Annotated in this window: 7 protein-coding genes; 5 read left to right on the top strand and 2 right to left on the bottom strand. The window is 36.3% G+C overall.

Annotated features, from left to right (window positions below):
• Window positions 1–189 precede the first annotated feature (189 nt).
• Together AAA923_RS07190 and AAA923_RS07185 are read left to right on the top strand one after the other, a co-directional pair.
• Window positions 190–1,020 (top strand): DUF8370 family protein, encoded by an 831-nt coding sequence (locus AAA923_RS07190; RefSeq protein ID WP_338215877.1) that lies wholly within the window; start codon window positions 190–192, stop codon window positions 1,018–1,020.
• A 150-nt stretch (window positions 1,021–1,170) separates the two neighbouring features.
• Window positions 1,171–1,941: a formate/nitrite transporter family protein gene (locus AAA923_RS07185; RefSeq protein WP_338215875.1), complete on the top strand. Its 771-nt coding sequence runs from the start codon at window positions 1,171–1,173 to the stop codon at window positions 1,939–1,941.
• Window positions 1,942–2,226: 285 nt separating this feature from the next.
• Here AAA923_RS07185 and AAA923_RS07180 read toward each other — a convergent pair whose 3' ends face one another.
• Window positions 2,227–4,758 carry a hypothetical protein gene (locus AAA923_RS07180; protein ID WP_338215874.1) on the bottom strand — a complete coding sequence of 844 codons (2,532 nt, stop codon included), beginning with the start codon at window positions 4,756–4,758 and terminating at the stop codon, window positions 2,227–2,229.
• Window positions 4,759–5,052: 294 nt separating this feature from the next.
• Here AAA923_RS07180 and helD point away from each other — a divergent pair, with 294 nt between their 5' ends.
• Together helD and AAA923_RS07170 are read left to right on the top strand one after the other, a co-directional pair.
• The gene (gene helD, locus AAA923_RS07175) at window positions 5,053–7,374 is read left to right on the top strand and encodes an RNA polymerase recycling motor HelD (RefSeq protein WP_338216041.1); all 2,322 of its coding nucleotides are present in this window, start codon (window positions 5,053–5,055) and stop codon (window positions 7,372–7,374) included.
• 219 nt (window positions 7,375–7,593) lie between these two features.
• A complete protein-coding gene (locus AAA923_RS07170) occupies window positions 7,594–11,220 on the top strand; it encodes a hypothetical protein (RefSeq protein WP_338215872.1) in 3,627 nt (1,208 codons plus the stop codon).
• A gap of 48 nt (window positions 11,221–11,268) precedes the next feature.
• On the opposite strand, the gene AAA923_RS07165 is transcribed toward AAA923_RS07170, so the two are convergent.
• Window positions 11,269–11,700: a hypothetical protein gene (locus tag AAA923_RS07165; protein ID WP_338215870.1), complete on the bottom strand. Its 432-nt coding sequence runs from the start codon at window positions 11,698–11,700 to the stop codon at window positions 11,269–11,271.
• 189 nt (window positions 11,701–11,889) lie between these two features.
• On the opposite strand from AAA923_RS07165, the gene AAA923_RS07160 reads away from it, so the two are divergent.
• On the top strand, window positions 11,890–13,221 hold the full coding sequence (locus AAA923_RS07160; protein ID WP_338215868.1) for a dihydrolipoyl dehydrogenase family protein: 1,332 nt from the start codon (window positions 11,890–11,892) through the stop codon (window positions 13,219–13,221).
• The last annotated feature ends 54 nt before the right edge of the window (window positions 13,222–13,275 follow it).

The raw sequence follows: 13,275 nt of genomic DNA, 5'->3' as shown, positions 1-13,275 counted from the left end.
CGAAAAAAGAGCAAAGCGGCAACTTTGCTCAGTGTTCAATACCATAGTAATGATATCAACATACAATATTATTCTACTATTATTTCAACCACAGATAAAGAAAATTAAGCTTTTTTAATTTTTTTCATTTTTGTGTTATTTGATGACTGTATTGAATGCCGTTTTAAAAATAAATCAGGAGGCATTTATATGGTCAGATTAAACTACCATAAGAACAATGATATCAAGGATGATAAGAAGTTTGTAGATTTTAACCTTTTAAAGCAGTGTGATGATTTCGACTGGATTGGTTTTAGTCCAATAATTGACAGTTATATTGGATATAATATTTCTTTATACGTAAAAGGCGAAAAAAAGAGGGTTATAAGAAACTTTTCTAATTTTTCAGAAAAACATTTTTATCCAAGTATAGGGTATGCTGGTAGTTCTAATGGCGGTCGGGGCGTTAAAGATAAGGCATTTCTTGAAGTTTTTGATTTGATAGCAATTAGAGAAAATGCTGCAAAAATTATGGAAGGAAATATCTTTGCACCGGTTGTTGTTGATGGGTATGGACAGGATAGAAATTCAGATTTTTTAATTTCACTTATGCTTCCACAATTGAGTGATTATACTGAGAAAGTAGCTAGACAAGAAGGACTTGAAATAAAAGAATCTGAATCTCAAAAATGGGATATCAAATTAGAGAAGTGGGTGCCTTTCAATGTAACAGTGGCCAAATTTCCAGATGATTTAGTCTTTAGACTGATTATTCCGGAAGGTATTCTGACACCTGAATTGCCTTACAGTGCTAGCGATTTTATATATCACTACTGTATGCAAATTGACAATTATAAATTGGATAAAGATAATAAATATACTCAAAAAACCTATAATGAAATGATAAACCAAGAGTACGGCTCTAACCATTCATTTATGTTGGATCGCTTTAAGCATATGAATGACGAGCAGCTTTTACGCTATATGAACAGTAGGGTTGCTAACTCGAAGTTAAATCGTGATAAACACGATAAAAAATAACACGTATACATAAAAATAACGTCGATTATAATTAATCGGCGTTATTTTTATGTATACGTGTTATCCGAATGATTTTTCCATATTTTATTGATATGTTCGGCAATTGATGATATTTTTAATACACTAAATGGTGTATAGGGAGATTAAAATATGTTTACTCCAGAAGAGATTCTGCAAAAGAGTATTGGTGCCGGAGTCAATAAACTTAAAAAGACACTTGTGGCCAAAATGATTTTAGGATTCATCGGTGGGGCGATGATTTCTATTGGATTCTTGGCTTATGTCCGCGTGACGGCTTCAATTCCGAGTAATTTAGCTAGTGTGAAAGCTTTAGTCGGAGGAGCAGTTTTCCCAATCGGTTTGATTGTTATTCTGTTGGCTGGTGGTGAATTGGCAACCGGAAATATGATGGCCGTTGGAACATCACTTTTTTCAAAGAAGAACAATTGGTTCGACTATTTTAAGAACTTGGCAATAATTACATTATTCAATTTTATCGGTGCTGTTTTTGTGGCTTATTTCTTCGGACATGTAACAGGATTAACACATGCGGAACCTTTCAGACAGGCAGTAATCGGTATTGCGGCAGGTAAGACGGGGGCTAGTTTTTGGTCAGCTTTCGTTTCCGGAATCGGTTGTAACTGGCTAGTTGGTTTGGCCGTTTGGTTGTCATTTGGTGCTAAAGATGCTGCAGGAAAGATTCTGGGTATTTGGTTTCCAATTATGATCTTCGTTGCAGTTGGATTCCAACATAGTATCGCCAACTGTTTTATCATTCCAGCGGCTATTTTTGAAGGTGGCAGCACATGGTGGTTATTCATTCAAAACTTTGTGCCAGTGTTCCTTGGTAATATTGTCGGTGGCTTGGTATTTGTTGCCGGATTTTATTACTTGAGTTATAAAACAAAAAATGCAGACTAAATTTGTGTTCATCTACAGAATTGAGAATATTCACCTGCTATGCGGACCGGTCCGAGCCACAATACGGTCTCGAACCTCGGTTTGAGGCCTTGCAAGGTTCAGCAAGTCTCCAAACACGCCCGGTGGTGTAACGGCTAAAGCCGTAACGCCACACCCACAGCGGGTGAATATTCTCAGTTCTTCCGACTAGTTAATTGCTATTAATTAATTAAATTAAGTATGTTAAAACAAAAATGGTTCCATTATTAATCTTAATTGATCAATGATGGGACCATTTTTTAACTTCTATAAACTATCGTTGTAATCCATAATTGTCCAAGTTAACGTTCCACTATATTTTTTGGAACTAGATAGACCATAATTCTTCAAAAGTAATCCGGAATTAGTGGTCCATTTATTCAGCTTAGAAAGTAAAGTAGTTGTTTCTGTATTATATGAATTGGTATCGCTAGCAATTATTACGGGGTTATTTGTCAAAACAGTTGAACCTGAGGCGTTCTTATTAACAATTACACCGTTGAATTTAGAATCGCCATTAGTTAATTCACTGGCTGATACTTGCAACATCCAAGGATTTTGATAGCTGGTAACTGAAACGTCGTAGTTATTAGCACGCTGAATGTATTCTTTCAAAGATAGGTAATTGAAGGATTTAAATTGCAAGTCATCATCTGGTTTCACTTGCAAAAGGTGATTAGGCTCGACCTGAATATTATAGGTGGCAGTGTTGGATGTTATTCCGTCTGTATCAATAGCACTGATAGTAACTTTTTGAGTTTCGTTATTCGGGAATAGACTCCAGAAATCTAAGCCAGCCTTTTCAATAACTGTTCTTAAAGGAATCACGTCACTTAAAGTATCGGAATTGGCTGAAACGGTCGTATTATAAGTTAGATTGTGACCACCAACGCTGATTTGATATTGAATTGGATCGTTAGTCGCAAATTCAGGACTAGCTTTCCCAGTGTAATTAAGATTTGTGTTTAAATTTAACGTTGCGTTATCTTGCTGATAAATGAGCGTAACTGGGTTAGTCATTGGATTAGTTAGGTTTAAAGTCCAATCTTTTTTGTAAAGAACCGTGAATTGAGGAGTACTTGTTGTTTCAATATCATTTGAACCAGTAAAAGTGGCAGGTTGCTCACCGACGGTAATGTCAGCCTTAGTTTCATTGACAGCAACACCATTGATAATGATGTCAGCTATTTTTGAAGTTGCTGAAATATTACCTAGGTTTTGTAAGAAAGTATAATTGATTGTTTGAAGTCCATCGGAATCAGTTGATATTGCTCCGGCTGGAATAGATTCTGGTTTACCATTTTCATATTTGATAGTACCGATAGTTCCATCGGCAGTATCGTAAGTAATATTTTTAGGCAGAATAATTTTTGAAGCAATATCTTTCCAATCTTCACGACCATCTTCGTAAGTCAATTTATAATCAAGTTGTATTTTATCACCACTGGCAACTTTACGGTCGGTCGTGTCGCCAGTTCCGCCATCAGGGTCGTCGAACATAACTTTATTCTTCGTTGTGTCAGTTACAGTTGTGTCGATTGAGGCATTAACCAAATCTGGAATTGATTCGACGGAAACTAACTTGCTAGCAACATTTGTATTGACATTATTATTGGCTCCTGTGAATCCCCAATAAATTTTACTGTCTGAAGTGATATCACCTAATTGTGTCATATCAACTGTGATATTGTCATCTATACGCTTGCTGTTATTATTTATTGACCCATCAGGGAACTTGTCATTATATGAGTAGGAAATTGTGGCTGTTTTTAAATCCGCTGATGGCATCCATCTAAAAGTAATGTGGTGCCAAGCGACAGAATTTTTGTTAGCATCGGTACCATTAGCAAGGTCAGCTCCTTGTTGACGATGTATATGAAACATTGTATATCCTTCTGGAAAAGGACTATAAAAAGAAGTGTTGTCAAATTCGAGTGGGTAATAAGTTGAAGGAAAACTTGGATAAGTTACCGCAATATGGCCGTATATTCCTTCAGCCCCTAATGCTGTATCATCAGGGAAACCGGATGGAGCAGTGACAGTGGCTCTTTTTGTGTCAAAAGAGCTTGTAGAATAGTAAGAATATAAGGTGTCCATAGAGTACATAATTGGTGGGTAGACGGCCGAATTAGCTTCTTGTTTTTGCGTATCGAATTCTAATGCAATACTGTGTTGGATGGCCGTTTTGGCCACAGCTTCGGGAGAAGCCAGAGAACCAGTATAACCTTTGTTGGTAGATTTATCGTAACCATAAACGCCGAGGCCTTCTTGACCGGCCCCCATTTCAGTTGAACCATCCTTATTGTTTTGTAGAACCAAAGCCATACCTTGCCCATTAACTGTTTCCGAGCTATTACCGGGACCAAAGCTCATCCAGAAAGAAAGTGTTTGTGGCTTTCCCGCTTTGAAATAAGCTGTATCCATATTGGACCAAGCAGAACCGTATGAACCAGTCTTATTTTTGACTGCATATGATCCAAGTATGCCGTTATTAGTATTATCTGCACTATTAGTAGCAGTACCATGAGCTAATACTAAAACTTTATTATTATTGGAAATAAATGCTGAATTAGACTTAAATCTGAAGGAACTATCAGAAGAATTATTAGTTGGATCTTTAATAGTAAAATAATTACTCATTAATAGACCAGTAGGAGCTTTACTCACAGTGTCTTGATCAGCGCTACTCAAATCAGCATCGGTTGCAGCTGAAACTCGTGTAAAACTAAAAAGCATTGCTAAAGAAGAAATAAGCAAAGCAAAGACGACTGGTAATTTAAATTGGTTTAGGTGTTTCATTCTTTTTCCCCCTCACAAAAGAAATAAATGAAATAGTATACATAATGTACACTAATATTAATGAACATTTTATTCATAATATGTTATTAAATTATATAGAATTTGAGTTCAAATATGAACTAAAAAGTTTGCTTTTTAGCATGATATATATACTAGGCAATATTGCTAATATGCGAGTATCAAAGGATAAAACAACTCATATCTATTAATTGATATTGTTATAAGGGGGTCGTCTTTGTAATCGTTAAAATTTAGTGGTAACATTATATAACTTAAAATTAAGAGGTTATTATGATGACAAGCAAACCTAAAGTTAATGAAGTAGACGAAAAACAAAAAGAGCAAGCCCATTTAAACGATGTGGTTGCTCAAATTAAGAAGTCTGAAAGTCGTCTCCAGGAACACATGGAAGTTGCCGAAGAAGATTTAAAAGTTATCAATAATGCTTTTGATGATATTCATATTGGTATGGATGGCGATTCTATTTCGATGGATGCGGCATTGTCCATTCACCAACAACAACAGATGCTCGATGAAAGAAATAATAGTTGGCAACAGTCCCGTCAACGTTTGGGAATTCTCAAGAAACTTGAAAAGACACCGTTCTTTGCTCGTTTGGATTTCCAAGAAAAAGGTGAACCTAAGAAAGAAACAGTGTATATCGGTTTGAGTTCATTCACTGATAAAGCTGATCATTTCTTAGTCTATGATTGGCGTGCTCCAATTTCTTCTATCTATTATGATGGGAAATTAGGGGATGTCACATATCAAACACCTGATGGCGAACAGGATGTCAATTTATTCTTGAAGCGTCAATTCCTAGTTGAAGATGGAAAAATCAAAGCATATTTTGATACTCAAGAGACAATCGGTGATCAGATGCTTTTGGAAGTCTTGGATGGTAAATCTTCGACACACATGAAGGGCATCGTTAAGACAATCCAGAGTGAACAAAATAAGATTATTCGTGATACCAAATCGAAACTCCTATTTGTTCAGGGTGCTGCCGGTTCGGGTAAGACATCAGCTATTTTGCAAAGAATCGCGTTTCTACTATATAGATATCGTGGAACTTTGACATCTAGTCAAGTTGTTATGTTCTCACCAAACTCGTTATTTAACGACTATATCAAGAATGTTTTGCCTGAAATGGGTGAACAAAACATGGTCCAAATGACGTACAAACAATTCTTAGCCCGTCGTTTGCCAAATTTAAATGTCGAAAGTTTATCAGATCAATTTGAGACAGTTGTTGATACTGATAGTAAGAATATCGGTAAATTTGTTTCTGATATTGAATTTTTCAAGATTTTGACAAATTACAGCAAATTGCTTGGACAAAGCGGAATTGCCTTCAAGGATATTAAATTCCAAGGCAAAGTCTTTATTCCTAAGGAAAAGATTCAAGAATTTTATTACAGCTATGGACCTCAATATAATTTGGGTAATCGTCTCGATGCGACGGTTGACCGTTTGATTAAGCTATTACACCGTAAGATTGGTGCCGAAATGCGTTCCAATTGGGTTTCCGAACAGATTGAAAACTTGAGTAAAGAACAATTGCAAGCTTTGTATACTACAGCTGATCAAGAATTCAAAAATGGTGACGAAGAGAAGAAATTCTTGGCTCGTAAAATCGTTACAACTATGATGCAAGGTGTTTATAAGAACATCAAGCACTTACGTTTCTTGAATGTTGCGGCCAACTACTTGAACTTCTTAAAAGCTGTGCCAAAGATTGTTGATTTAAGCGAACACGGCATTACTAATGAGCAGTGGAATCAATTCGTTGATAAATTTATTCAAGGATTCCAGAATAAACAAATTTCAATGAACAATTTAAGCCCATATCTTTACTTGTATGATTTGGTCACAGGTAAGCACGGTGAACTTGATATGAAGTTTGTCTTTATTGACGAAATTCAAGATTACACACCATTCCAATTGGCTTACATGAAGTACAAGTTCCCAAGAGCTCGTTACACAATGTTGGGTGACTTGAATCAATCAATTTTCACGAAGAAGAACAGTCAAACATTGCTTGCTGAAGCACAGAGCCTTTTCAATGCGGACGAGACAAATGTTGTCCAACTAGTTCATTCATATCGTTCAACTAAGCAAATTACTGACTTTACCAAAGCTATTTTGACTAACGGTCAACGAATCGAACCATTCAATCGTGATGGTGATTTGCCAAATCTATTGATGTCACAAAACGTTGATGAATCTGTTCAACAAGTTTTGGGACAACTTAAAGAGAACGATAAACGTAAATTTACCACAGCTATCATTGCCAAAACTTTGGAAGATGCAGCTAAGTTGCACGAATTATTAGGCGCTCAAGGTGTTAAATCAACTTTGATCCGCTCAGAAAACCAACGTTTGGCAACTGGAACAATTGTCTTACCATCATTCTTGGCTAAAGGTTTGGAATTCGATGCAGTCATTATGTGGGATGCTTCAAAGGATAAATTTAGCGAGGATGAACAACAATTAGTTTACACAATTGCTTCACGTGCCATGCACAAGTTGACGATTACTTCGATTGGAGAATTGTCACAATTATTACAACGTGTACCAGAGAAATATTATCAAGTTGCTGAACCTAAGGCATAATATGACGAATAGTTATCAATTTTAGTAATTGATGCTATTCGTTTTTTGTTGTCAAAAAATAAAAGTAAAGTTCTCTTTAAATGAGAATAATGTTGCAATAAAGTAAAATATTTCATAACAAATAATAAGTATTTATGATTTATGAAATCATTCGCACAAATAATTCCTGTATGATATTTACATATAAGAGGATTTCTACAATTTGTGAGGGAAAGAAGTATGAAAAATAACAGAATAAAATTTATATTGTTAATGATGGCTTTTTTAACCATTTTGGGGTTAACAACTAAATTTTCTTCGGTTAAGGCAGCGACGACTCCGCCTACAAAAACTGAAGTATATCAGGATGCTCCAGATGGATTATCGTTGGACGGATTAATTGATAATCCTAATTATGAAAACGGAACTAACGGAGCAACTTTGTTAACCAATTATCCAGCTAATATCGTTGAAATGTTAAGCGCCAATAAAGCTAACAATCAAGTTAGTTCTTTTTGGGGTAAAAAATATAGTGATAGTTCTGAAACCAAGCTATATAATTCTTTCAGATTAGATAAGCCGCAGACTATTTCAGCGTGGCTTTATTTTGGCGATACTTATCATTTCTACAGTGATAAATCAGGGAGTAAGTCTGATCTTTATGATAGTACCGTGAAAGATAATTTAACATCTGATGGTATGGCTTTAGTTTTACAGGATGATTCCAGAGGTGCTAAAGCTATATCCACAGCTATCGGTGGTACTGATAAAGGAAAACCCTCCTATGGAGAAACTTTAGGTGTTTGGGCTGGTAGTTCTGCCGATCACCAACCATTAACGGCCACTGGTGGAAGTATCCTTAGTCCACCTTCTGCCACTTTATTTGATAATTTATATACTACAGGTATTCAAAATAGCTTTGCGTTTGAAATGGATGCTGTTCAAAATTATAGGGCACCAAAATCCGCTCTTGATGGTCTGATTTTTGAAAAGATAACTGGTACAGATGATTATTTTGACGCAGATAGTAACTATAAAGGACAACATCTAACTACTGGTTACCCTGGGGATAGTGCAACATATAAATCAGCTATGGGTACTTACAATGTTAATAAAGGTTTCTATTATTTTTCACAAGCATATCAGAGCGGTACTTCCAATAATATTGAAATTTCTGGATATTCATCTTCTAGTCCTTCTGATATGAACGCGGACAAAGCTTGGCGACATTTGACATTTAAATATACTCCGCCAGCTGATGCAGGTTCGACAATGGCATCTTATAAATATAGTTTTAATGATCAAAAGATTGATGGAACGGCTACTGGTTTTAATCTTAAAAGTTCTGGTAGTGGCTCAATCGATTTATCTAAAGTTAGTAAAAACGATAATATTCGCTGGGGATTCACAGCCTCAACTGGTTCAGAATATTCCGCTGCGAAAGATTATGCGATTATCATGCAGCAGATGCCTAATACAGCTAATGTTGAAAATACGGCTAAACTTTATGACATGTCACAATATGATAGTAATGGTGAATTAGGCCGTGAAATTAGTGACTTGAATCAAAATAACTTGTACAATCCTTCACTCAGCAACCCAATAGATGGATTCTTAAATAAAACAACTTATAATGTTGCTAATAATGATAATTTACTATTTCAATATGACTTGAAATATGATTCTGGAACGATGAATACTGGTGACATTAAGAGTGTGCTACATTTACCTAAAAACATTAATTTCAAGGCAGGACTATCGAGTTCTGTTGGTGACCAAAGTATTGGCAAAGTAGTTTACTCGGGTGAAGGCTCTGACCCTAGTAAGTCATTTGAGATTTCAGCTAGTGACATTACAACTGATGCTAAAAGCGGAGATCAAGTATTAAACATGGACCTTCCTGATATGGATACTGAAGGTCAAAAAGCGACCATTTATCTTTATGGGCAAGCAAATGCGACAACGACACCACAGTTAGTTGATGGTGAACCGATTTCTTACCGTAGTAATAATTTTATTTCTGATGTTACGACACCTGTTTTCATCATTAATGATCAATTGAATATTGCCAGTGATAAAACTGAGCAGGATGTAGCTTCAGATGAAGATGTGACACTTAATGGGACAATTAATTATGTAAATAACTCGACCTTTGATAATAAGGCAGTTCAGATACATACAACTATCAATGGTAAAGATATTGGTGCTGCCACAGCCAACACAACTTCTGGGGCAACGACTGGTAGCTATACGATGGCTGCATCAAATGCATTGAGTGAAGGCAGTCCGTTGAAGATTGGTAAAAATACTATTGAAGTTTATGCAACGGACTCCTTAAATCGAGTGTCTAATAAAATAACTTATACAGTGAATGTCAAAGATTATAAGGATTTAAAATTGGTGGCAACTGGAGATAATCCTCAGACTGTTAAGGTTACTGATCCGATTACGTTGACTAGTGATTTGTCATATACAAATGGCGATAATATTGATTCTGGTACTTTAAAGGGGTATTTCAAAGTTGATGATGGCATGTATACAAGTATTGGTGTGAGTGGTAATGGTATTTCAAATCCAGCAAACCTTCATATCAAAATTCCTGCTGGTACTCTATTAGCTGGCACACATACAATTACTTTTTATGTAAGTGACGGAAAGCGTGATTCTAATCCGGTTGAGTATAAGGTTATCGTTAATGATAAAGAATTGATTTTAACACCTGATTCAACCGATTTGAAACAAACCGTACATGACAACAGCAATGTGAGATTAAACGGAAGTTATGCATATGCAGATAACTCCAATTTTACGAATAAAATTACGTCAATTAAGTATCAAATCACCAACGCTGATGGAACAAAACAGGCTGAAGTATCACAAAATGTGACTGATAAAGTTACTGATAAGGGTGACTTTACAGTTGAGTTGGAACCAATTGGAGCCAAATTATTTGATGACAATAGTCAACAATCGGTTGATGATTATCTGAAAACAGCAACTGGTTTAAAGGTTGGTCTCAATGAGATTGGTGTAACTGCTTATGATGGAGATACAGCATCGAACTCAGTAACTTATGAGGTAAATGTGCCTGATATAACACCAAGTATTTCAGCAACAAAAGCTGAATTAACGGCAATTTCTAATTTACCATTTAGATTACCAATGACTTTCACATATCCAACGAGTGATTCAACTGATTATCTTTTGCAGAATGGTGATCTAGCTGTTTTTGCTCAAACTGATGGCAATAGTGATACACCGGTTATGACCTTGGCTGACCGACCTAAGAAATCTGAGGATAAGGTTAAAACACCGTATAAGCTTAATCCGAAAACTAGTTGGACTGATAAATTGTCAGCTGGCGACTACAAATTGAATGCCTACGTGATGGATCGATACCTACGTAAGACGAATACCGTTAACTATACAGTCAAAGTTTTGCCAACCGGTGCGCAAGTCGAAGTGGATGATTATCGTTTCAAGACAATTGACCCACGTGGCAGCATTGTTCCCAGATATGTCCAACGTGACGGCAACTGGGATATAAAAGTTGATAGTTACAAGTCCAAGTGGAAACTACAGGCTCAAGCTGACAATATGAAACGCCAAGATGAAAGTGGGAATTACAGTGAAATCTCTAACTTACAAATGGTGCAATTAAGTGAAGATTCTGGTACTCCAATCTCATTATCAGAAAATCCAACGATTGCTTCTGGTGATAGCACGGCTTCGGAGAATCCTGTTTCTTATTCGATTTTTGGTGATAATAGTGACCCTAATACCGGTATTTTACTAGGCACAAGGGGAGTTCCGTTATCTGGTGAATATCAAAGTACTGTAACTTGGTCAATGAGTGATGCACTATAAAACGAGTAATCTAGTCTGATTGCTCATTTTTTTGTGTTTTGAAACTTGTTATTTAAAAATGCTTTTGTAAAAAGTTAGGTTGGATTCAAACTCATCATCTGTAAGCAACTTATCGGGATCTGTATGGAATAAAATATCGGTATGAATTCCTGCTTTGTTGAGCTCTTTTTCTAAATCCAACATCGTTTTTGATTCATGATTCTTCTCATTTCTTTTTTTCAATTTTCTCCAAGCAATGTAGAGGTGTGGGGCGCCAAATCCTCGACCAAGATTGAAGATGTAGTCACTGTGTTCTTGGTTTAAATATTCGACCAGCTTGTTAACTGTAGATTCATCAACGTTATTGTTTAAATGTTTTTGGTCAAAAATTGAGATGACTTCTTCAAGTCTATCACCAACTTTTAAGTTATATAGGGCGCTTTGAACATCGTCCAAATTAAGAAAATTATCTGCTAATGCTTTAATCTCACTGTTATTCATAATTGTTCTCCAATCAATAATTATTTCTTAAAGGCATTATACATCATTATGCGAACATATGTTTGTATAATTGGAACTTTTTACTATTTTTTTGAAGAACAGCGAAAAATGTAAATAATCGAATTTATTGCCACCTTTTCCGGAATGCATTATGTTGAATGTATAGAAAAAACTTTGGAGGTCAGCTGGATGGTTAAATACGATTACGACGTACTTTATATTGGAGCGGGTCATGCCACATTTGATGGTGGGGCACCGTTAGCTAAAACTGGTGTCAAAGTTGGTGTTATCGAAAGTGGTTTGATTGGTGGAACTTGTCCAAATCGTGGCTGTAATGCCAAAATCACATTGGATGAGCCAGTTAAAATGGTCCGTGAATCTGAACGAATGGGCGATATTTTTGAGGGTGATCTCAAGCTTGATTGGACGAAAAATGTTGAACATAAACAAGAAATTATCGAGAATTTACCACAGGATTTAACTGAACGTTTGGAAAGCAATGGTGCGATGATAATCAAGGGTCATGCGACGTTTAAAAATAATCACACTGTTATTGTCGATAATGTGGGTGAAGTTACGGCTGAAAAAATTGTGATTGCGACAGGATTACGACCACACCGTTTGAATATCGTTGGAACTGAACTGGCGCATGATAGTGAAGACTTCATGAATCTCAAGCAGTTGCCAGAGCACATTACGATTGTCGGCTCCGGTTATATTGGAATGGAATTTGCTACAATAGCGAATGCCGCCGGAGCTCAAGTAACCGTCATGTTGCATTCTGACAAAGTTTTACGTAATTTCCATCAACCATATGTCAAAATGGTAGTCGATGATTTGAAGCAACGTGGTGTTACATTTATCGAAAATTCACGGGTTCAGTCATTTGAAAAGGTTGGTGCCAGTTATCAAGTAAACTATGCCGATGATCAACAATTAACCACTGATTGGATTTTGGATGCAACAGGTCGAATTCCTAACCTAGACAATTTAGGTTTGGATAACGTTGGAGTGAAATACGATAAAACTGGAGTTTTCGTAAATGATTATCTCCAAACAAATATCGAGAATATTTATGCGGCTGGGGATGTGGTATCCAATAATTTACCAAAAGTAACACCGGCAGCTTACTTTGAATCGAAATATTTGATGAAATTATTCTCTGGTCAAACGACTGAACCAATTGATATGCCAGTGATTCCGTCAGTTGTCTTCACGTCGCCACGAATTGCCGAAGCAGGTGTTTCTGTAGAAGAAGCTGAAGCAAAAGGTTATCAAGTTTCTGAGAATGATTTAGCCAACTATTGGTATTACAAAGTTGATAAGGAACCGATTGCTCAGAGTAAACAAATTCATGACAAAGATGGTCATTTATTAGGTGTGACTGAAATTAGTGATCAAGCTCAGGATGCAGTGAATGCCTTGTTACCAGCAATTGAATTCAAGTTAGACCCAGAACAAATCGGACGATTAACTAGTTTGTTCCCAACAATCGGTTATGCGGCATGGCATCGAGCATAAACGCGCAACAAAACATAGCTTTTTCCGCTTAAAACAAAAGAGACAAGCAATCAA

It is taken from the genome of Companilactobacillus muriivasis, from assembly GCF_036246245.1.
Lineage (GTDB): Bacteria > Bacillota > Bacilli > Lactobacillales > Lactobacillaceae > Companilactobacillus > Companilactobacillus muriivasis.
This window is presented reverse-complemented; position numbering and strand designations above follow the sequence as displayed.

Bases quoted from the DNA above. Each gene is read 5' to 3' on its own strand.
- AAA923_RS07165 (WP_338215870.1), bottom strand. From the start codon at position 11,700: ATGAATAACAGTGAGATTAAAGCATTAGCAGATAATTTTCTTAATTTG.
- helD (WP_338216041.1), top strand. From the start codon at position 5,053: ATGACAAGCAAACCTAAAGTTAATGAAGTAGACGAAAAACAAAAAGAG.
- AAA923_RS07185 (WP_338215875.1), top strand. From the start codon at position 1,171: ATGTTTACTCCAGAAGAGATTCTGCAAAAGAGTATTGGTGCCGGAGTC.
- AAA923_RS07190 (WP_338215877.1), top strand. From the start codon at position 190: ATGGTCAGATTAAACTACCATAAGAACAATGATATCAAGGATGATAAG.
- AAA923_RS07170 (WP_338215872.1), top strand. From the start codon at position 7,594: ATGAAAAATAACAGAATAAAATTTATATTGTTAATGATGGCTTTTTTA.
- AAA923_RS07180 (WP_338215874.1), bottom strand. From the start codon at position 4,758: ATGAAACACCTAAACCAATTTAAATTACCAGTCGTCTTTGCTTTGCTT.
- AAA923_RS07160 (WP_338215868.1), top strand. From the start codon at position 11,890: ATGGTTAAATACGATTACGACGTACTTTATATTGGAGCGGGTCATGCC.